This is a genomic window from Paenibacillus sp. GM2 (genome assembly GCF_900069005.2).
In the GTDB taxonomy this organism is placed as follows: Bacteria; Bacillota; Bacilli; order Paenibacillales; family Paenibacillaceae; genus Fontibacillus.
In genome coordinates this window covers 69,639-89,242 of record NZ_LN831279.1, presented here as the reverse complement: position 1 = coordinate 89,242, position 19,604 = coordinate 69,639, and the positions used below count along the sequence as shown (strand labels likewise).

The window sequence follows — 19,604 nt, the reverse complement described above, 5'->3', positions numbered from 1 at the left end:
GTGCTCACGTACAAACTACGTACGCTCCGCTCCTCATACCCTAGCTTCATCAAACCTTCTCGGTGCTGAAAACCGGACTTTTTGAACCTTATTTTATGAGGTAATTCAAAAAGTCCTCTTTGATCTCTCATTATAAGAACATGAATGCATTCAGCCCATCAGCCTTTTACAGCCGAGGATATCGAAATACCTTCAATGAAATATTTTTGCGCTATAAAGAACAGGATCAATGCCGGCAGCATAATGAGAATCGTCGCAGCCATCAGCATGTTCCACTCGACATTATACATCCCTTTGAACATGGACAAGCCAAGGGCCAGCGTATACTTTTCATTGGAGTTCAGATAAATCAATGGTCCTTGGAAGTCGTTCCATACGCCCATAAAGGTGAAGATCGATACCGCGATTAACGGAGCCTTCGAGAGTGGAGCCATGATCCAAACGAAAATTTGCCAGCGGCTCGCCCCGTCTACAAATGCCGACTCATCGAGTTCGCGTGGAATACCGCGCATGAACTGACGAATCAGGAAAATGTTAAACGCCCCACCACCGAAGAATGCGGGCAGGATCAACGGCAAGAAGGAATTGGTCAACCCTACTTGCTTGAAGAGCAAAAACGTCGGGATCAATGTGACCTGGCTTGGCAGCATCATTGTAGCCAACAGGATCAGGAACAAGGTCTGTTTGCCACGGAAATTAAAGCGCGCGAATCCATAGGCGCTGAGAGCGCCTGTAAAGACGGTCCCTATCATCGTAGGAACGAGAATAATCAGCGTATTGCGTAAAAATAAAAAGAACGGAATTGCTGTAACTGCATTCGAATAGTTGGACCAGATCCATTTCTGTGGAAAGAATGAGTTGCCGAATACTTCAGCCGGTGTCTTCAATGATGTAGATACGGTCCACAGCAGCGGTACCAGTACAATGGCCGAGCCCGCGATCAGAATAAGAAGAGCGAGCCACTGGGATAGATTAATTTTTCTGAGTGAAGTTTGCATAGTAGGCCTCCCCCTTCCTTTTAGTCTCGATCATCGCCCTGGTAATACACCCAGAAGGACGAGCTGCGGATAACCAGAAGCGTGAATATTAAAATGATGATGAACAATATCCAGGAGAGTGCGGACGCATAGCCCATGTCGAATTCGATGAACGCTTTGTTATACAAATACAGATTGTAGAACAAGGTTGAATTGAGCGGACCGCCATTTGTCATAACGAACGCCTGGGTAAAGTACTGGAATCCACCGATAATCCCCATAATCAAATTGAAGAATATAGTCGGGGTAATCATCGGCATAGTGATGCTGAAGAAACGGCGGAAAATACCGGCCCCATCAAGCTCTCCGGCCTCATACAAGTCCTCGGGCACCCCTTGAAGACCCGATAGATAAATAATGATTGTGTTGCCGATTCCCCACAGACCCATAACAATCAGCGCACCAAGCGCATAGCTCGGATCTTGCAGCCAAGCCGGACCTTGAATGCCGAACCAACCTAAGGCCTCGTTCAGAATTCCGTATTCCGGGTTGAAGATCATAACCCACATCATCGAAGTGGCAACAGCTGGAATTACAGACGGCATAAAGTAAATAAGGCGGAAGAACTTCATTCCGCGTGAACGCATATTGAGCAGTACGGCAATCAGAATCGAAGCGACCTGGAATAACGGTACCGATACCAATGCAAAAATAAAAGTAACCTTCAGAGACTGATAGAACAGCGGATCATGGAAAATCGCTTTAAAATTGTCCAGTCCCACATATTGAATGGATTCAACGCCGGTGATAACATCCCACTTGCTGAAGGATAGGATCAGCGAAAAGATCATCGGCCCAAGCGTGAAGATGATAAGTCCCACTAGCCACGGAAGAATAAACAAGTACCCCGCCCGATCCGATTTGGTATTATTCATGACATCCTCCTTGATGGAAGCGGGCGAGGCGCCTTATCGACACCTCACCCGCAGCGATTTTTACTTAAGTTTAGAATCCGCAGTTTTCGCCGCTTCATCAAGCGCGCTCTTCACATCTACCTTGCCAACAAGAATTTTCTCAAGGGCTTGAGTGAATGCATCTTTGAAGATTGGACCGTTAGCAGAGCGCATGGTTACTGGCTTACGAGCAAAGCTCATCATTTCAATAACCGGCTTATCCTTCTCTTCAGTAGCCTTAACTTCTTCAAGTTCTGCTGTAGTTGCCGGCAATACTCGGCCGTCTATGGAACGAAGCTTCTGAGCATCGGTACCTGACAACCATTTCATCAGTTCGAAAGCTTCTTCTTTATGCTTCGTCTTGGAGTTCATTGCCCAACCTGCAGCAGCGATAATGCTTGCGCGGTCGCCGTTCGGACCTTTTGGAATCAGAGCGGAACCGTATTCAACATTCGATTTATCCAAGTCGGCTTTGATCCAACGTCCTGTAACCATCATAGCCAGCTTGTCGGTCATGAACATCGAGGAGTCTCCACCCATTGTTTCCGTGTCTTGCGGTGTTGGGGAAACTCTGTTCGGACCTGTCGACAGGTCTACATATTTCTGGATAGCATTTACTGTTTTTTCACTGTTCATGAAGCCTTCAGCTTTAGTGCCTTCTTCGTTGGCAATGTCAGTGCCATAGGCCCACAGATAAGTGTAGATCGGGTATTCCCAGGTTCCTGCATTATAGCCGAATTGCGTATACTTGCCGTTCTCTTGCTTGGTCAGCTTCTGTGCTGTCGCGATCAAATCATCCCAAGTCCATTCATCGCTAGGGTAAGCAATGCCGGCTTCATCAAAGATGCGTTTGTTAAACCAGAGTGCCAATGGGTTGAAGTCTTTAGGCAGGTAGTAAAGCTTGTCGTTGATGCGTTCCATGTCGATCAGGTCCTGCTGATACATATTCAGATCGAAGGAGCTGTCCTTAGCAACATAATCATCAAGCGGCTCAACTACACCTTTATCTACATAAGCATAGAAATCGCCTTCACCAATCAGGAATACGTCAGGAGCAGTACCACTAGCCAGCGAAGTCGTCAGCTTCGTTGCATAACCATCGCCAGGTACAGGCTCAAATTTAACTTCAATATTAGGGTGAGAAGCATTAAATTCATCAGCCAGCTTCTGCTCGCTGGAGCTGCTGCTTACATCGCCCCAAGTCGTAAATGTAAGCTGTACTTTCTCTTTGCTGCCGCTATTACCAGCAGAGCTGTTGCCCGAATTTGCTGTGTTGCCGCCAGTGGAGCAAGCGGATAGAAGCAGAACGGAACTTAGCACTGCTGCAAGGGTAATCGACAATTTCTTTTTCATTTCAATGACCTCCCTAAATATTTGACTTTATGATTAAAAAACAACATTACCTTGGACGACCTGCAGTTCCCCGTTAACAAACAATTCTACCGGCTCGCTTGCAGTGTTTGTGATCGAGATCTGCTGAGGTGTGATGCTGATCTCCAGCAGTTTGCCTTGCCAATGCAATGGGAAGCTTAACTTCTCCCAGTGCTCTGGAAGCTTAGGTGCCAAATGCAGCTGACCATCCAGCATTCTTATTCCGGCAAAGCCCATGACAACACATTCCCAGATTCCGCCGAGCGAGGCGGCATGGATACCGGCATCCGACGAATGAATCTTCGGCCCCAGATCAATCTCGGCCGCTCTCTTAAAGAGATGATAAGCGAGTTCCTTGTCGCCGAAATCACTGGCCAGAATCGAATGAGTCGAGAGCGACAGCGATGAATCATGCAGCGTCTTCTCTTCGTAATATTCGTAATTCGCCAGCTTCACTTCAGGTGTGAATTTATTTTCCAGCAAGAAGAACAGCATCATAATGTCCGCTTGCTTCGAAATTTGCATGTTGCCAACCTGATCCAGGTTGTAGTCATTAAATATACTGCCCACTTTTTCCTGATCCTTGTAAGGCGTCAGATCAATTATTTCTTTTTGCAAATAAGTATCATCCTGAGGAATAATCAGTTGCTCGTTGGGCTGCGGCAGGTAGATCAAATCCAGCTTGCTCTCCCATACCTTCCGTGCTTCCTGCAAGTTCAGCAATTCATCATAATGCTTGAACAGTTCAGGCTGCTCCATCTCCAGCCTGCTGTAATACTGCAAAGCCAGTTCGATATTGAAATGAGCCATATAATTCGTAAAGGCGTTGTTGTCTACATGCTCTTTGTATTCATCCGGACCAACAACTTCGTTAATTTCATAACGTCCTTCCGCTTCGTCCCATTCCAGGCGGCTTGCCCAGAATATCGCCGTATCGAAGATCATCTCGTAGCCGTAACGCTCCATGAAGTCTTCATCTCCGGTAGCCCGGTAGTAATGCCATACGGCATAAACGATGTCGGATGTAATATGCTGTTCGATAAATCCGGACCAGATCTTTGTCTGCTCGCCTGTCACAATATCAACTGCGCCCCATACCGGCGTTACTTCACCATCGGAAGGCCATGCGGCTTCCCACGGATACATCGCTCCGGCATAACCGTTTTCCTTCGCTTTGCGGCGTGCGCCTTCGAGGCCCAGATAACGGTATTCCAACAGCGAGCGTGCTGTTTTCGGATTGCTGTAAATATAGAAAGGCAGGATGAAAATTTCTGTATCCCAGAAGGAGTGGCCTTTGTAGCCTTCGCCGCTAAGACCTTTCGCCCCAATACCCATTCTCCGATCATGCGCCGGAGTCATAACTACGAGATGATACAGAGCAAAACGCAGTGCCAATAGATCAAAGGAATTCTTAGATACGATGTTGATTCCGTATTCATTCCATACCTTCGCCCAAGCGGCAGTATGATCCTGGAACAGTACATCATATCCTGCGGCATATACGCTCTTCAAGTCGCTAAGAGCATGCTCTCTCATCGCCGGCAAGCTGTAGTCTTGTGCGTAGGCTTGGTCGCGGCTTGTATGAACCGTTGCTACCTTCTCGAAGCTGAGGTTTTGTCCTTCCTGAAGCTCCACGCTGTATGCGACTGCCACTTTGCGGCGGTCGATCTCCATTGCCGGGCTGATCTCGATCTCTTGGCCATCCAATTTCAAGCGATGTGCAGCTCCGATGACAAAATCAACCTTGGATTCCGTCGTCGTCTGAATCAGCTCCAGATACTTCTTATCATAAATCCGTTTCTCGCCTTCATGGAAATGCTGGCTTCCGCTATTGCTCACCTGTGCATTGATCCCTGATGCGATCGACAATTTAACCGGACCGTTCAATGATTTGATCTCCAGCTTCATTCCGATCAGATGCAAGCGATTCAGGGATACGAATCTGTGGAAAGTAAATTCCAGCTTCTTGCCCTCGGCATTGGTCCAGATGAAGGTACGAACCAGCTCCGCCTCACGCAAATTCAAGCTGCGGCTGTACTCCGTTACTTCTCCTTGCTCCAATGTGAATCTCTTGCCGTCAACTCGGATATCCAGACCGGTAACATCGGCCGCATTCGGCAGTTCACTCACTTCAAATTCATCAAAACGGTTAAAGGTGCCGTTCACGAACAAATTGCGCTTCTCTCCAACATAGGATTCTTCAGCAGCGGAACGAAGTCCCATATAGCCGTTGCCTAAAGCCATTACAGCTTCGCACTTTCCGAGCGCAAGAGTCTGGAAGTTCTCCTCCGATACTACCCAATCCGACGCTCCGTCCGGCAGTTTCTTGTTGTAATTTAGCATGGCTTAAATTTCCTTTCTACTCCTAATTCAATATCTTTAATTTTCTGCAAAAAATCCACATTATTCTGTAAGCGTTACCGAAATCGTTTTCGAACTTGAAAAAAAATTCGATCCCGATTCCGAAAACTTTTACACCTGTTAAACTTTTTGCAAAGGTTTTCGAAAACGTTTTCGAACTTATTATAAAGTCTTTATGGATTCTCTGTCAACTATTTTGAAGGGAAGAATTTTGTGATAGCCCGGCAAGCTATTCTCTAGCATCTTTACTACCAGCTCCAATGCGGCAAAACCGATGCCGGCAAAGTCCTGGCTAATCGTCGATAGCTTGGGGGTCGTATAGCTGGAGAGCACGATATCATCGAAGCCCATAATCGAAATATCCTCTGGAATGCGCAGTCCAATCTCTTTGCAGCGATTGATCATCCCGATTGCCATCAGATCACTGGCTACGAATACCGCTGTTAATTGCGGGTTGTTATTAATATATTCTTCCGTCAGCTGGTAAGCCTTCTCTTCGCTGAAGTCAGCCTCGATCACACGCGAATCAATAAACGGGAGTCCTGCGCCTTCCAATGCCTCACGATATCCCTGCTCGCGCTGTATACTAACCGTTGCATATTTATGCCCATTCACCAGACCAATCTCGCGATGCCCTTTGCTGATCAGGTATTGTACAGCCCGCCTTGACGCCAGCAGATTGTCCGTGATGACGGAGCCCGTATGCGGCCCTACTGTATGAGCATCGACGACGGTACAAGGAATATCGCTCTTGACCAGTTCTTCAAAATACGGGTCCGTCGTCCGCAGACCTGAAATGACGACCCCGGCTATTTTGTGATCCTTGCAGAATTGCCAATAGGAACGATCCTGCTGCTCTGAAAGGCTGCGGGTATAGATGACGACCTCATACCCGTATTGAGTAGCGGCGGCATACACTCCGCTCATAATCTGGAACATAACGCCGTCCTTACCGCTGGTCTGCTCGAAATTGGATATGATCAGTGCGATTGTCTTCGTGACTTTATGCTTGAGATTTTTCGCCAACATGTTGGGAGAATAGTTCAGCTCCTGCGCTGCTTTGAGAATCCTCTGCCTGGTTGTTTCACTTACATCGCTGTACCCGTTCAAGGTCTTGGAGACCGCCGAGATGGAAACATTAGCATGCTTGGCTACATCTTTAATAGATACCATGTTTTCTGCAATCCCATCCTTATTCAATTTTCATCACTTTCCTGTTTCATTTTCATTATAGCATATAGGTCAAAAGCAGGAAAAAGCCTGCAAAGCTGAATGTTCAACTTTACAAGCTTCATGGCTTTACTCCAGAAAAAACTGCATTGTTCGATCCGACGACTCCGGCAAATACTCATGTTTGAAGTCGGGATAAATAACAAGTCTCTTCTTCGTGCTCATCTTATTGTAGGCTGCAAATTGAGTGGATGGCGGGCAGATGGTATCTATTAACCCCACGCTCATCAATACCTCACCTTTTATACGTTCAGCCAGGAATTGAATATCTATATAGCCGAGCTTCTCAAATACTTCGTGCTCACGTTCATGCAGTGTATCATAATAGCGGAAATACGTTCGCAGTTCACCGTAAGCTTCCTGATCCAGATCCATGTCCCAGGTCCGCTTGTAATCACTAAGAAACGGGTAGATCGGCGCTAGCTTCTTCACCCTTGGCTCCAAAGCAGCGCATGCTATCGTAAGTCCGCCCCCCTGAGATCCGCCCGCTGCGTAAACCCGATCCGGGTCAACTTCAGGCAGCTTCATCGCTATCCCAGCAAGCTGTGCTGTGTCCAAAAAAATGTGGCGGAATAGCAGCTCATCCGGATGATCCTCCAAACCGCGGATAATATGTCCATGATGCGTATTCCCCTTCACCCTGCCAACATCCTCAGAGCTTCCCCCTTGACCGCGGCAATCCATGGCAAGTACAGAGAAACCTATCGAAGCATAAGCCAGCTTATCGCTCCAATCTCCGGCATGGCCAGAATAGCCATGGAACATGACTACCGCAGGATGAGGCTCTTTTGCTTGCTTAGGCCGCACATACTTCGCGTGAATTCTCGCTCCCTTCACACCAGTGAAATAAAGGTCAAAGCATTCTGCATTCGGTACTTGAAATCTGCTAGGTACAATCTCAATTTGCGGATCCACCGCACGCATCGCCGCCAAGGCTCGCTCCCAGTATTCATCAAAATCTGCCGGACGTGGATTGGTTCCTTGATAGGTTTTTAATTGCTCCAGTGGCATATCGATCATTGGCATATCTATTCTCCTCTTCCTACTAATCTTACGATATCAGTCACAGCATCGGCTTGCCCGATAAGGCTGTAAAGCCGACGGTCCACATGCCAACGACGAACCTCCCGTTCCCAGAATGACCGGTAACGGGAGATTTGAATTCTTTCTTTCGATCATGGTGTTTCGTCAATCGTAGAATCGAATTCCGGTCTGGCATAAGTCACTTGATCTGGTAACTTCCCTTCAGGTCGGCACCCATAACTTGTGCCGACAATACCGGGCTCTCATCTGTGCGGGCTACAAGGTTGCCCTATTGAATAGCGACCTCTGCTTTCGTTACAGTCAGTTTACCCTTTGCTTCTGTTCCCGTAGTAGGTCTCTTCATTTCCTTCATAAATCGCCTTAACTTCAATTAATCGGCTATCCGTCTCATCGGTTGTGCCGATTTCGATCGTGCATGGCAATGAATCTTTTCCATTTGCATCCGTCATCGCCGTCCCCACTGGAAGGCCATTTACTTCGAATTCGACCTGTCCACCGATCACCGATTGACCGTTCACATCCATCAGTTTGGCTTCCAACTGGACTTCATTGCCATATGCTCCCGAATTGTCTCTTACTTCGACATTCGTGCTATGAAACAACTGGAACGAAACGGTTTCACTCATAAGTTGACCGTAAGCGTTCTCGGCCCAGACGCTAAACGAATGATTTCCTTTCTCCGTCACGGCTGATCCCGTTGTCCACGCTTCTCCATCCAGCTCCATCCGTGTAATCTTCCATTTTCCCGATTCATCTAGAAGGCGAACGGCAGGTGTCACTTCATCTGTATAGACTTGCCTTCCGCGATGGCTTCGATCTGGATCAAAGGCTTAAGGGCATATCCACTGCATGGAACGGAACAAACTCGGCCGCTTCTCGGTACCGATTCCGCCTCCCCATTCGATCCAGCCTCTTCTCCCCTTGCCGTCATTCTCATTCACAAGCAACGAGAAGCTCATCACATCTCCGTTTTTAGGCTGAATTGGCGTTAGCTCCGACCATGGAATCGCAAGCTTATAGATCGTTAGCTTTTGTCCTTCATCCCTTGTTACCGCTGCATCAGCATTGTGCACGAGGCCTGCCGGCAATCCTTCCATCGCCGTCCAGCGATAAACTTGCGGACCATGAGGGGAATCTGAAATGCCATATTCATACCAGCCCCCGCTCTCGCCCGGGATTCCTGGAGACAAGGCAAACTGAATGCTGTCATTATTCCAAATCTCAGCTCCAGAAGCTGCTGCCGCATGGACATTGTCCTTAATTTTTGCAGTAAGGTACAAATGATCCTGATCATAGTGAATCCAGGCTTCCCCGCTCACATCAATTGTGCCGCTATGACCGGAAAGTAGAACTGGCTTGCCCTGTGACAAATCGATTGTAGGCGCTAAAGCTTCGATTTCCGATTCGATGTGGTCATTAATCGCAATCGTCCCCCGGGTAACCGGATTAAAACTGAAATTTCCGTCATACACATATGGCTCCTGCTCTGCAAACTCGACGCGGATCGATGCAGACAGGTCCTCTCCTAGCGCGACCCTGCTGAGCGGAATGCTGAATTGCTGCTTACTGCCCGACTGTACGATCATATTGACATGCTCTTGACCGGACTGTTCTCCTACCCGCCAGGTTACACGGCTAACAGTAAGATCTGTAGCTTGCCTGAAGTTTTCCACATCTACATTTAGCATTTGACTGTATTGCCCATCATTTTGCTGCATCGCGGGTCTGACTGTAACCTTTTGCGGCACTCCGGTTAAGACCTCATGCTGCAGCTTGCCTATCCTGTTGCCTGCTTCATCCAACAAATGAATCGATACCGCGCGGAAACCTTCCCGTATTTCATCCACGGTTAGAGAGAGCACTTCCGGCTGCCCCTGCTCAGCTACAATCGAATAGCTGTTCCCCTCCATCTTCGCGGATAAAGCAAGCTGAGGAAGACTATCATTTTTCACCGTTACCGTGAACGTATGCGGGTCGCCTATTGCCGTTTGCTCTCCGGCAACTGCAAAAGTGTTATCTTTCACAATTCGAGTGATATTTCCTTTAATGTAAAAAGGTTCGCCGGTTATCGTCATATAGATCTTGCCGTTATGCGGGGTGTAAATTTCCGTGTTACCCATAAAGTCTGTAATTTCCAAGTTGCTCTCCGTTTTAATTACAGCTTGCACTTCACTCTGCGCCCAGACGACTCTGAGAGCTTCGCCGCCTTTCGTAAACAAATTACTTTTAATCGGGTAACCGAATTGCTCTGACTCCTCGAAGGTCGCGCCAGCAAGCTGTCTGCTCATTGCCGCATAGCTCACATAAGCTGGCTTCGGTGTATAAGCTCCCATCGGGTCATCCTTATACCGGACTAAACCGAAATTATCTTCATTGTAATCTGCTCTAATCCCATCGTTCATAAAATCATACCAGGACATTCGCTCTACTCCGAGGCCCAATCCCGTCACAAAGCCACGAGGTAAATAATTAGCCTGTGTCTTCTCATCGACGCCTTTAGCGGATTGGTGAGTTGGCGAACCAAATTCCGTTACCCATATCGGTACAAGCTTGCCATCATTGTATTGCTTAATTAAGGTTTTCAGGCCTTCCAATTTAACGAATACATTATCAGGATCATTCGGGTCCATATAGTTTTGAATGGACACGGCATCCAGATATTTCAAACCAGCGTTTTTGTCCTCACCCTCACCTACGCCTTTTAGTACCCCTTCAATCCAGTCCAAGTCGATGCCACCTGAGACGATTCCGACTACCGGCACATCCGGATAGGCGGGTTTAACCCGATTATAGGTCTCCTTCAGCAGCTTGAAATAATAATCTGGCTGCGAATTAGCAGGACTATTGCCCCTTTTGCCGAATCCACCATTAAATTCATTGTAGACGTTAAAACCGATAAGCTGATCCTTGTACTTCTCCACGTAAGCCTTGGCATATTCAGCAAGTCCCTTTCTCCCCGCATCCGTGTAAGGTGTGCCGTTATTATCATAAAATGGGTTATTGAATGCCGCTACAAAGAGCAGCTTAAGATCATTCTCCGCAAGCTTCTGCATATAGTCATCTGGTGAAGGAGCAAAAGTATAGACTCCTTTTTGCTTCTCTATACTGCTCCATTCCACACCATCCCGGACGAAGGACGCGCCCATATAGCGAACCAGCTTGCTCAGTTCTTTGCTCCATCCGAAAGCCGTCCGGTTCAAATGCGTGCTGACACCAAACGGCGACTCGCCATTGCCCGGCGGCAAAGCCGAAGATATGGTCGCATAGGATGTTCGTCGGACCAGAGGTCTACTACCTGGCTGTTCAGCAGAGACTTCAAGAGTAAAGTAACCCAGCTTGCTGAAAGGTACGGTTATGCGGGCTTCCCCTGCGTTCGTAGCCTTACTTCCCGAAGCAACCTGCGCACCATAAATATCATATGCGACCCAATTTACTGCCGGCCTGCTTGTTCTTATAACAAAATCGTTTGGTTCATGATCCAGAAATATATTGCCAAGTGCTGTTTGCTGAATTTTCAAATCCGGCAGCCAGTCTCCGATTTGAGCCGTCATCTGGTCTACCAGTAAAGTCGCCGTTAATGAAGTATTCTTAATATCAAAACGATCAAAAAGTATCGTTATAGCCATTGCTGGTTTATGCCACACCCCGTCATTGGCGCCGTTCCAGTAAGTAAATGATTTTGATCCCATTTCACTGACAGCCACCTGCTGCCAATCCGCTGTATTTTGCAATTCAATCCGCTGCTGGAACGTCTGCCCTGTCGAATCTGTCGTTCGTATGCGCAATGATTTCAGATCCGAGGTCTTAACCCAGAATTTCAATTGTTCAATGTCTAGCTCATCCACTTCTTTTTTTATAGAAGCATATGGTGAACCCGTGGGCCTTTGACTGAAATCTGCTTTTATTTGTCCCATATAGTTTCCTGCATAGCTCTCGGCTGATTCGACTACATTGAAGCTCCCTTTTACTTCAGGTGCATCACCGTAAGCAAAGAGCCAGTTATCACTCTCTTGTTCAAAGTCACTGATTAAGTAGTTAAGATCATCTGCTGCAAAAGCCATTTTTCCCGCCATCTCCTCCGAAAAAGCCTGGACAGGACCGTTGAGCAAAGACATTTGGGTCACTAAAAGCAATACGATAACGAACGATATCCTCTTCATATAGATGAAACTCCTCCTCTATTTCATATTTTTCATAATAGGTCTGAGTAATTGAGTTCATCAGCAGCTGTTCATCCTTTGACGGCAGAGCTTGCAAAACCTTGAATAATATACTTTTGACCGAGGAAGAAGACGATTAATAGTGGTACGACTCCCGCTGTAGCGGCGGCCATCATCAGATTGTAATCCACACCGGCTTCCAGCATGAAGTTCTGCATACCGAGCGGAACCGTATAAAGTTTCTTATCTAGCAAAAATATCAGCGCGTTCTCATAATCGTTCCAGGTCCAGGTGAAATCAATAATAGCGAAGGTCGCCAGCACCGGTTTGGAGAGCGGCAGGAATAATTGAAAGAAAATCCGGAAGTGACCGGCTCCATCGATGAAAGCCGCTTCAGAAATCTCATGCGGAATGCTCATGAAAAATTGCCGGATCATGAAGACGCCGAACACGGTGAACAAACCTGGAAGAATAAGCGCCCAATGGGTATTGTAAATTTTCATCCAATCAAACATAATAAATTTCGGTACAAAAAGGACTTGCGGCGGTATCATCATCAAACATAGATAGAGCAAAAAGATGCTGTCCCTTCCCTTAAACGGAATACGGCTAAAGCCATAGGCTGCAAAAGCAGCCAGCAAAGGTGCACCAATTAGCAAAATCAAAGATATCTTCAGGGAATTGAAATAAAAAAGGGCAAATCCGTCTCCGGTCATCCATACCTTGAAGTGGTTGGTCCATACAGGATCGAGCGGGACCCACTGAATTGGATAAGTGAAGACATCCTTTGGCTTCTTGAACGAGGTGCTGATCATCCAGATCATTGGCGATAGCAGCAGCAAACTGGCCAATGCCATGATGATCGTATTGAAGCTCTTAAGCAACCGTTCTCTGATCATTCTCTTACTTCTCGTATCCATAGCGCGTCTTCTCCTCTGTTAATAATGGACCCATTTTTTCTGACCAACCCACTGAATCAGCGTAATACAAAGGATGATCAGGAACATGGTCCACGAGACTGCCGACGCATAGCCCATCTCATAAAAGTTGAAGGCTTTTTTATAGGCGAAAATAGAGAACACCGTTGTACTATTGCCTGGTCCTCCTTGGGTAATCGCATAGATCATGCCAAAACTTTTGATGGAGCCGATAAAACCGGTGATCATCAAGAAAAAGGTCGTCGGACTTACCAATGGAAATATAATTAAGCGCAGCAGTTGCCCAAATGTTGCTCCATCCATCCTGGCAGCTTCCAGCTGTTCGGATGATAATCCTTGCAGGGCGGCCAAATAAATGATCATATTGTAGCCAATGCCGCCCGCAGTCATCATGATCAACACCGCGTACATTGCCGTATCCGGGGAAGCGAACCAAAGCGGAGGCTCGGATATGCCAATGGATCGAAGGAAAGCATTGACCGGACCATTAGTAGGCTGGAATAGCACCATCCAGACAAATGCAATAGCTATACCGCTGGTGAAATACGGAGCAAAAAAGAAAGCCCGCAATGTCTTCTGGAAATAGGTGCGATTATTGAGCATGACGGCAATCAAAAATCCAAGCATAATAGAAATCGGTACAGGGATTAACACCAGCAAGGTGTTCTTGACCGAGACAGCAAACAAATCATCTCTCACCATCATTCTGAAATTATCCAATCCAATAAAGCGCGGGGGTTGCCCGCTAGCGAATATCCAATCCGTAAACATTAAATAAAAGGAGAACAGGGCCGGAACGAGCATAAACACCGTCATTCCTATTAAATTAGGCGCGATAAACACATAGCCTACTAGCCTCTGCCGCTTCATCCAGCTCACGATCAGTCACCGCCTTTCTCTCTATTCATGTATCTTGCAGTTTGCGGCCACAGAGAGGTGCGGCATCAAATCTACCACCCCTCTCTATCCTGGCAGCGCTATTTAGATAGCGCTTTCAAATTCTCGTTATGCACCCGTGCTAATTCCTTCGCACCTTCCTCTGGCGTCAGCTTCTGGGTGAATACCTTATCATAGATGGCCTGCTGCTCGGTTCCTGTCTTCCGGTCAAGACGACTCAGGCCAAGCGGCAAATCCCCGAACATGACCCGCTTAATGGAGTCCAGGTCATAAGTATCCTCCACGCCCTTGAACATAAGGGCAACAGCCTCATCGACAGGAAAGTCCTTGGAGGATGGTACTCTTCCGCCTGCCGCCATCGGCAGCATGCCCTCATCCGCATACCATTTAATAAATTTCCAGGCAGCTTCCTGATGCTTGGTGCTAGGATTAATTGAAATCACATCGCCCAAGCCACCGGCGTTAATATAGTCCGCCTGATCCTTATTTACTTTGGGAGCCGGGGCAGCCGCTACTTTGAATGTCCGCGGAAATTCTTGAATATTATTCGTCGTCCGAAAGATTTGGTTTGTAGAGAATAGCATCGCCGCTTCTCCCTTTACAAACATTTGGTCCAAAGCAGGTTTTGATGTGATCTGCTCCGTATGAGGCATCAAGCTCTTATCGGTAAACATCATGTCCGAATAAATCTGAAGCGTCTTGACCGTCATCGGGTTGTCAAAAGCGGAAGTTCCATCGGCCTTTGTCAGCTGCAAGCTTTGCTTCTGCAGGGAGCCGTTGATAGGCACATTGAAGTAATAATCACTTTGCGCCAATCCCCAGACATGGTCAGACTTGAGCTTGGCTGCATAATCTCTGAACTCATCCAGCCCCCACTCTGTCGGAATCGACAGCCCCTTGGCATCGAGCATATCCTTGTTCAGCCATACAAAAGACAAGCCTTTCTGGGTAGGCAGACCGTAATACTTGTCATCCACCTTCCATAGCGCAGCACCTTCCCCCATTTTTGCGTCCACGTCATAGTCGGAGAATTGGCTCAGATCAAGGGCATTGCCCGCTTTAATCCGCTTTTCATAAAGGCTGTAGTCATAGTTCACGTACATGTCCACCGGCTGGCTAGAGATGAGCGCCGTATCCAGCTTCAGGTTACCCGCATCATCATTGACAAACCGCACATACTCTACCTGAATGTCCGGATTTTGCTTATTCCAGTTGTCTACAACCTCCTGAGGCCCATTCTCGGATGGTACCGCGCCCCACAAAGTAAGCTTAATCGGGTCACTATTAGCCGTACTTGCCCCAGGGGAAGTCGTTCCCTCCTTTTGATTGCTGTCCCCTTTTTCGCCGCAGCCAGCAAGTGCCAGCGGCAATGCTACAAGCAGCGCCAGCCCAGCAATCATCCATCTTCTGTTTCTCATCTTACCTGCAACCTCCCTTAAATCGGATGTTTGATTCACCCCAACTATACCAAGCTGCCCATGATCTCATAAGGGTTGAAACTTGCAGATGAATAGTACAAAACTTAGAAGTTATTCTCCCGCCTGAAGGAGCTGGGCGTTTGCCCAACCACGCGCTTGAATACCTTAATAAAATAGGCGTTATCCGAAAATCCCGTTTGATAGGCGATCTCCTCCACATTTAGCTTGGAATGCAATAGCAATCGCTTTGCCTGCTCAATTCGGATGTTTTGCAGATAGGCGATTGGCGTCAGTCCGGTCTTTTTGCCAAACACGGTGCTCAAATAATCTACGTTTATGGATACCAGCCTGGCTAAATCGGCGACCTTGATATTCTCTCTGAAATGCTCCAGCATATATTGAATCACCCGATTTACCTCCGGATGGTCTGTATAACTAATCTTTTCCTCCTTCATCTGGCGAATCTGCTTGTGTATTGCCTGTTGTATATAGATAAGCAGCGAATCATGGCTGGCGGCGGAGTTGACTTCCCCTCTGTCCTCCGATTTCCGTCCTGCCAGCATGGCAAGCATATGAAGGAGATGCGAAGCCAGCATTTTTACTTCCACATGAGAAAAAGCCGAGATTTCCATACTGCCCCACATCAGAGCTATAACCTCGGCGCATTTGTGTGCGTCGCGTTCTTCAAAGCAGCGGATCAGCTCAGCTTCCAGCTCTGCAATAGCAGGCAGCTCGTGCCGTACCTTTACCGCACCCGTCTTCCCCCCGTACCAGTCTGCATTCAATTGATTCAATGCTGAACGCCAATCCTGGGACAGCCCGGTTAAGCTGCTGCCGGTCACCATCCCTATGGAGCAATTCTGCTCCTCTCTGCTTACATGCTCTGTCCTCTTCGGAGAGCGCCAGCAGAAGAAAGTCGTCTGCCCCCTCTCATAGAAGGATTGAACCAGAAGATACTCCTCCGTCTGGATACTAGCCAGATCCTCATTAGCTGGAGCTGCTCCGCTCAACACAGTAAAAATATCCAGGGTTAAACTGCGGAATTTCTCCGTTGCCGCAATCGCCCCCACTTGATCATTGCCGTCAGATGCAGCTGTCCCACAAATGCCTGACCAGATGCGGTGATAATAAGGATACAGCGCCTCTCCAGCGATCGTAAATTCCTCAAGCAATTCTCTCTTGATCCGCGCCAGATTCTCCAACAGAACATCATCATTTAAGGACAACTTCAACAGATAGTTGAAAGCTCCATATTGAAGGGCATCCCGGGCATAATCAAAGTGGCTTAATGCCGTCAGCATAATAAATCGGCTGCGAATTCCCGCCTTCCTCGTTTCCTTCAATAATTCAATCCCGTCCATCCCCGGCATAGCAATATCCGCAATCACAACATCAGGCTTAAGCTTCAGAATAGCCGCCAAGGCTTCCTTGCCGTTCCCTGCCTCTCCTACAACGCTAAATCCATGGCGTGCCCAGTCCACCATATCCCGAATCGCCTCGCGGACAAACACCTCATCTTCCACCAGTAAAATCGTCCACATGCTCATTGCCTCCTTCCTGTGTATAAGGCGTAGCAATCAGCAAAGGCAGCCGGAGTCGAACCAGGGTCCCTTCCGCCCCAGTTATAAATTCCATAGAACCCTCCCGCTTAAAAAGCAATTGCAGCCTTTCTTTCAAATTGCTCAAACCGATGCCGTGGTCGCTTCGTCTTCCCGCCCTAAGCGCAGCTGCCTCCATGCCGATGCCATTATCCTCTACCTCAAGAACCAGATCATCTCGCTCTGCTCGAACCCTTACCCAGATCGTGCCGCAACCTCCGGCCCCATCAAAGCCATGAGCAATGGAATTCTCCACTAGAGGCTGAAGGCTTAGCTTGGGAACCAAAGCGTGCTCAACTGATTCATCCATTTCATATAAAATGGTGAAGTGGTCCCGAAAGCGAAAGGCTTGAATAGATTCATAGGAACGCAGCAGCTTTATTTCCTTATTCAGAGGGATCAGCTCGATTTCCGAGTTGAGACTTGCTTCCAGTATTAACCCTAAAGACGTACAGATGCCTGCGATTGCTTCCTGCTGCTCCCTTCTGGCAATCCATTTGACGGTATTCAAGGTATTCAACAGAAAATGCGGGTTCATTTGCGAGAGTAGCATCTGGAAGCGAACAGCCTGCTTCTGCCGTTCCTCCAGCTTGAGCTTATTTATAAGCGCCAGGACATCGTCAATCATTCGGTTGAAGCTTTCGCCAAGGAAGCGCACCTCATCTGCTGCTCCCCTGCCGATGGAAATTTTAACATTCAGCCTCTTGTCTGACGCTTCCTCCATACTCCGTTTCAGCACATTTAGCGGCTCTGTCATACGGGCGGACAAAATGATCGTTACCAACACGAAAGCGAAAACCAGTATGGTCAAGAATACAAAAACAATAAATCTTAATTGCCGAATCTCCTGCTGCACCTCGCTTAGCGGCATTTGGCTGACCACATACCAATCCAGATCCTCCAGATAGCTGTAATTGACCAAGGACAAGGAGGTTTTATCCTCATAGTGCCCTTCCTGTGCTTGCAAAGACATAATTCTATGCATCATATCCGTACTGAAAGCTGTTTTTTCGCTTTGCAGAATGGTCTCTCCTTGCCCGGTAAAAATGGTCAAATCCTGATTCACCGGGCTGTCTCTCAAGGTGCTGCGAAACCATTCCTGTATGTTTATGCTGATCCGGGCCAGCCCGAAGTTTCCTCTCAATGGGTCATCCAGAATAGTGTAAATACTCAATAGCTTGCTTCCCTGGCTGCCCCTTACATCGTTCAAATCATCCGCCACCCAGCGGTAGGGATGAGTGCTGGTTTGCAGCATACTCTGCCAACTCTGCAAATCGTCCAAATCATTAGTCAACTGACTATTGGGAGCATATGAGGTGTATACGTTGCCCTTAAGATCGATGAATCGAAAATACAGCTCCGTCTGATGGAAGAAAAAGCTGTTGTTGATTCCGGACATTTTGCTCTCGATCACTTTTTTTCGTTCAAGAGGATCATACTTGTCCGGCTCGTGCATAATCTGAACCAGACTCTCATCTTGACTCAGCATAATATTCGCCTTGTAAGCAAAAGCCATCATATCACTCAACGACATATGAACCTGCTGCATACGCTCAGACATCCGATCCATCATATCCTTCTGACGAATCGATTCAAAATGCTGGAACAAATAATAAATGGCAATACACAAAGGAATCATTAGAAGGACGATATAAGCCATGATAAGCCTGTGTTTCAAGGTGTTCGGAAGCAAATTACGCCAGTTAAGCATCATGCAGGAGCCCCCCCAAAACGTAGGTTAAATGTTCTTAAGGCACAAAAACAATGAAGGCAAACATACGGTTCAATCCAAAAGAATTGGCCGGTTCTTTGAGTAGGCAAAAAAACCTCTTGAACAGAGGTTTTTTTGCCTGAAGCATAACAGCTTTGGTTCTTTATTCAACCGATTATATCACGCATAAAAACGAAGCTAATAGAAATAAAACTTATTGTTTTATATAACAATTCTTAGCGGAGACAGCTTGAAAAATCATGATTCCAAACAGTATAAATCCTATGGTATTAATCGCAAGATTAGCAAACATATGGACCATCCATGAGGTATAAATGTTGCCATTACGCTCATTCAGCCAGTTAAACAATAAGCCCGCTATTACCAGGGATACAATTAACAAAAGGAACAGCCCCATCGAAAACCAGCTTGTCATAATTGCAATATGATATACAGCAAAAGCTCCCGCACTGAACAGATAAGCAAACCTCCGTCCTGCCAGCTCCTTCAGCGTGAAAAAGGCAAAGCCGCGAAAGAAAAACTCCTCCAGCAGTGAATTCACGATCGATATGTACAGGGCTACAAACACAAAATTACTTGCATTCACCCCCATATTCTTCTGCAATGCCCCCGTTACGTGGGTGAAGTCAAATAAAGGACCCACTAGAAAATATCCGCTGAGTATAAAGGTAAATACGCCGAATCCCAGTAAAAGAGACTTCAGGAACCCCTTTTCTTCAAAGGCGAACAACCTGCGGAACGGTACCCCTCCAGCTATTCTGGCGTAGCTAATCGGCAGTGTCAGAAAAAGGATGATTTTGATGACTGATTTGACTGCGTAATCCGGACGGATTACAGCATCTACCAAACTCATGGCAAGACAGCTTAGGATAATGATGGCAATAAGTGAAACTGTTTTCCTGCTTGATTTCATAAAAGAATCTCC

At 47.1% G+C, this 19,604-nt stretch carries 15 protein-coding genes; all 15 read right to left on the bottom strand.

Features of this window, described 5'->3' with window-relative positions; all coding sequences use genetic code 11:
- Nucleotides 1-158 precede the first annotated feature (158 nt).
- The 15 genes from BN1360_RS10360 to BN1360_RS10295 all read right to left on the bottom strand — a co-directional run bounded on the left by BN1360_RS10360 (nucleotide 159) and on the right by BN1360_RS10295 (nucleotide 19,592).
- The gene (locus BN1360_RS10360) at nucleotides 159-998 is read right to left on the bottom strand and encodes a carbohydrate ABC transporter permease (protein ID WP_068779792.1); all 840 of its coding nucleotides are present in this window, start codon (nucleotides 996-998) and stop codon (nucleotides 159-161) included.
- Nucleotides 999-1,018: 20 nt separating this feature from the next.
- The gene (locus tag BN1360_RS10355) at nucleotides 1,019-1,912 is read right to left on the bottom strand and encodes a carbohydrate ABC transporter permease (protein ID WP_068779791.1); all 894 of its coding nucleotides are present in this window, start codon (nucleotides 1,910-1,912) and stop codon (nucleotides 1,019-1,021) included.
- Between the two features lie 60 nt (nucleotides 1,913-1,972).
- Nucleotides 1,973-3,283, bottom strand: a complete 1,311-nt coding sequence (locus BN1360_RS10350; protein ID WP_068779790.1) for an ABC transporter substrate-binding protein — start codon at nucleotides 3,281-3,283, stop codon at nucleotides 1,973-1,975.
- A gap of 33 nt (nucleotides 3,284-3,316) precedes the next feature.
- Nucleotides 3,317-5,644 carry a glycoside hydrolase family 65 protein gene (locus BN1360_RS10345; protein WP_068779789.1) on the bottom strand — a complete coding sequence of 776 codons (2,328 nt, stop codon included), beginning with the start codon at nucleotides 5,642-5,644 and terminating at the stop codon, nucleotides 3,317-3,319.
- Between the two features lie 180 nt (nucleotides 5,645-5,824).
- Nucleotides 5,825-6,835, bottom strand: coding sequence for a LacI family DNA-binding transcriptional regulator (locus BN1360_RS10340; protein ID WP_068780007.1), 1,011 nt, complete (start codon nucleotides 6,833-6,835; stop codon nucleotides 5,825-5,827).
- 126 nt (nucleotides 6,836-6,961) lie between these two features.
- The gene (locus BN1360_RS10335) at nucleotides 6,962-7,918 is read right to left on the bottom strand and encodes an alpha/beta fold hydrolase (protein WP_068779788.1); all 957 of its coding nucleotides are present in this window, start codon (nucleotides 7,916-7,918) and stop codon (nucleotides 6,962-6,964) included.
- A 37-nt stretch (nucleotides 7,919-7,955) separates the two neighbouring features.
- Nucleotides 7,956-8,084, bottom strand: a complete 129-nt coding sequence (locus BN1360_RS26205; RefSeq protein ID WP_267490885.1) for a hypothetical protein — start codon at nucleotides 8,082-8,084, stop codon at nucleotides 7,956-7,958.
- A gap of 157 nt (nucleotides 8,085-8,241) precedes the next feature.
- Nucleotides 8,242-8,715, bottom strand: a complete 474-nt coding sequence (locus BN1360_RS10330) for a hypothetical protein (protein ID WP_195714254.1) — start codon at nucleotides 8,713-8,715, stop codon at nucleotides 8,242-8,244.
- 51 nt (nucleotides 8,716-8,766) lie between these two features.
- Complete coding sequence (locus BN1360_RS10325) at nucleotides 8,767-12,096, bottom strand: sugar-binding protein (RefSeq protein WP_068779786.1); 3,330 nt, start codon at nucleotides 12,094-12,096, stop codon at nucleotides 8,767-8,769.
- Nucleotides 12,097-12,167: 71 nt separating this feature from the next.
- Nucleotides 12,168-13,016 (bottom strand): carbohydrate ABC transporter permease, encoded by an 849-nt coding sequence (locus BN1360_RS10320; protein WP_229520970.1) that lies wholly within the window; start codon nucleotides 13,014-13,016, stop codon nucleotides 12,168-12,170.
- An 18-nt stretch (nucleotides 13,017-13,034) separates the two neighbouring features.
- The gene (locus BN1360_RS10315; RefSeq protein WP_068780005.1) at nucleotides 13,035-13,904 is read right to left on the bottom strand and encodes a carbohydrate ABC transporter permease; all 870 of its coding nucleotides are present in this window, start codon (nucleotides 13,902-13,904) and stop codon (nucleotides 13,035-13,037) included.
- Nucleotides 13,905-14,011: 107 nt separating this feature from the next.
- Nucleotides 14,012-15,349, bottom strand: a complete 1,338-nt coding sequence (locus tag BN1360_RS10310; RefSeq protein WP_068779785.1) for an ABC transporter substrate-binding protein — start codon at nucleotides 15,347-15,349, stop codon at nucleotides 14,012-14,014.
- A gap of 104 nt (nucleotides 15,350-15,453) precedes the next feature.
- A complete protein-coding gene (locus BN1360_RS10305) occupies nucleotides 15,454-16,890 on the bottom strand; it encodes a helix-turn-helix domain-containing protein (RefSeq protein WP_068779784.1) in 1,437 nt (478 codons plus the stop codon).
- The gene (locus tag BN1360_RS10300; protein WP_068779783.1) at nucleotides 16,862-18,661 is read right to left on the bottom strand and encodes a sensor histidine kinase; all 1,800 of its coding nucleotides are present in this window, start codon (nucleotides 18,659-18,661) and stop codon (nucleotides 16,862-16,864) included. Before BN1360_RS10300 ends, BN1360_RS10305 begins: the two co-directional genes overlap by 29 nt.
- 211 nt (nucleotides 18,662-18,872) lie before the next feature.
- Entirely contained in the window at nucleotides 18,873-19,592 is a 720-nt protein-coding gene (locus tag BN1360_RS10295; protein ID WP_068779782.1) for a CPBP family intramembrane glutamic endopeptidase, read from the bottom strand.
- Between the last annotated feature and the right edge of the window lie 12 nt (nucleotides 19,593-19,604).

Coding starts and splice junctions, on each gene's coding strand:
- BN1360_RS10360 (WP_068779792.1), bottom strand. CDS start 998: ATGCAAACTTCACTCAGAAAAATTAATCTATCCCAGTGGCTCGCTCTT.
- BN1360_RS10355 (WP_068779791.1), bottom strand. CDS start 1,912: ATGAATAATACCAAATCGGATCGGGCGGGGTACTTGTTTATTCTTCCG.
- BN1360_RS10350 (WP_068779790.1), bottom strand. CDS start 3,283: ATGAAAAAGAAATTGTCGATTACCCTTGCAGCAGTGCTAAGTTCCGTT.
- BN1360_RS10345 (WP_068779789.1), bottom strand. CDS start 5,644: ATGCTAAATTACAACAAGAAACTGCCGGACGGAGCGTCGGATTGGGTA.
- BN1360_RS10340 (WP_068780007.1), bottom strand. CDS start 6,835: ATGGTATCTATTAAAGATGTAGCCAAGCATGCTAATGTTTCCATCTCG.
- BN1360_RS10335 (WP_068779788.1), bottom strand. CDS start 7,918: ATGCCAATGATCGATATGCCACTGGAGCAATTAAAAACCTATCAAGGA.
- BN1360_RS10325 (WP_068779786.1), bottom strand. CDS start 12,096: ATGAAGAGGATATCGTTCGTTATCGTATTGCTTTTAGTGACCCAAATG.
- BN1360_RS10320 (WP_229520970.1), bottom strand. CDS start 13,016: ATGGATACGAGAAGTAAGAGAATGATCAGAGAACGGTTGCTTAAGAGC.
- BN1360_RS10315 (WP_068780005.1), bottom strand. CDS start 13,904: ATGAAGCGGCAGAGGCTAGTAGGCTATGTGTTTATCGCGCCTAATTTA.
- BN1360_RS10310 (WP_068779785.1), bottom strand. CDS start 15,349: ATGAGAAACAGAAGATGGATGATTGCTGGGCTGGCGCTGCTTGTAGCA.
- BN1360_RS10305 (WP_068779784.1), bottom strand. CDS start 16,890: ATGTGGACGATTTTACTGGTGGAAGATGAGGTGTTTGTCCGCGAGGCG.
- BN1360_RS10300 (WP_068779783.1), bottom strand. CDS start 18,661: ATGATGCTTAACTGGCGTAATTTGCTTCCGAACACCTTGAAACACAGG.
- BN1360_RS10295 (WP_068779782.1), bottom strand. CDS start 19,592: ATGAAATCAAGCAGGAAAACAGTTTCACTTATTGCCATCATTATCCTA.